At 47.8% G+C, this 1,279-nt stretch carries 2 protein-coding genes; both read right to left on the bottom strand.

Annotated elements, in window-relative coordinates; all coding sequences use genetic code 11:
- Positions 1-367: hypothetical protein (locus VZ95_RS24715; protein ID WP_156995491.1), on the bottom strand; the 367-nt coding region annotated here is incomplete at its 3' end.
- Positions 368-594: 227 nt separating this feature from the next.
- Positions 595-1,279: calcium-binding protein (locus tag VZ95_RS20555; RefSeq protein WP_269747136.1), on the bottom strand; the 685-nt coding region annotated here is incomplete at its 5' end.

Here is a 1,279-nt window from a genome sequence, read left to right on the forward strand (position 1 = left end):
TATCAGAGTTCCCAAAAACTTCAATTGTTAACCCATCGATATTAGCTTGCTTCGCTCGATTTGCGATTTGCTCAGCGGTTTCCGATCTTCCCCAAAATTGCCCGATCTCATTTCCTACATACTCGCCTAAGCCGTCGCGGTATATTGCACCGACAACTTGTCCATTCTTACGAAGTAACGCGTAAACGGGTTCATTTTTTTGATCGCGCCTCTTAGCTTCGGCTTCTACTTCATCTGTTTTGGCTTCGGCTTCCTTTAGGGTTGCGTTGAATTTTTGGATAATTTCGTCGTTACGGCTTTGCTTTGTCGGTGAGACATTGAGAGGTTGTGCGGATAGTAATGGGGAAGGGTTAATGGTCGTGGACATGGGGGTATCCTCAGTAGGTTGTACGTTGTATTAGTTTAGCAAGGCTTGTGCCAATTCTTCTAATAAGAGATTTCCTGATAGAATACCTCTGATATTATTCGGGTTTTTGGATTTTCGATTTTCAGGAGAAGTGCTCGTTAGAGAGGGGCGGAAAAAGGGGGGACTATCCTGCTAGGTCGATTTTTCCCGCTTATTTCATCTCATTCCGCCCCATCATATCGAGAGCGCTAACCGATCATGCTCATCCCGAAGAAGGCTCCGAGATCAAGCCCTGTTCCATTTTGATCGGCGACATATTCGATGAGGTAATCGCCGCCTAAAAAGAAATTGGTAATAGCAATACCGTTATCAATCGTACCGTCCTGCGTGTCGGCGACCGTGTAAAGGTAAAGGTCGTTTCCGTCGATTTGAAACTGCAATTGGTCGAGTGTCGTGCCGAGGAAGTAGACGATATCCGTGCCACCCCCATTGGCGTAAACATCGCTGATGAAAGTAAATCCATCATTGCCAGAATGGACGTAGATATCGTCGCCGGAACCACCCAAGAGATAATTGCTACCGGCATCGCCGTAGAGCAGATCGGCGCCTGAACCACCGTAGATCCAGTCTACACCGTGGCCACCGTGAATAGTGTCGTTCCCCTCATCGCCATTGAGCCCATAATCATCGCCCATACCGCCATTGATCGAGTCATTGCCGGTTCCGCCCGAGATGTGATCCCGTCCATCACCGCCTAAAATCGTATCATTACCGCCAAGGCCTTGAATATTATCGCCATCATTACCTTCTCCGGGGTCTTTGAAGCGCCGATCAATATAATCCGCGCCTTCGGAACCTTCAGAAACTTGAGCCATAATCATCTCCTTGATGCTGTGCTGATTGGATGAAGTACAGGCCTGCTGTCGCTTTATA

The organism is Elstera litoralis, from assembly GCF_000963705.1.
Classification (GTDB): Bacteria; Pseudomonadota; Alphaproteobacteria; order Elsterales; family Elsteraceae; genus Elstera; species Elstera litoralis.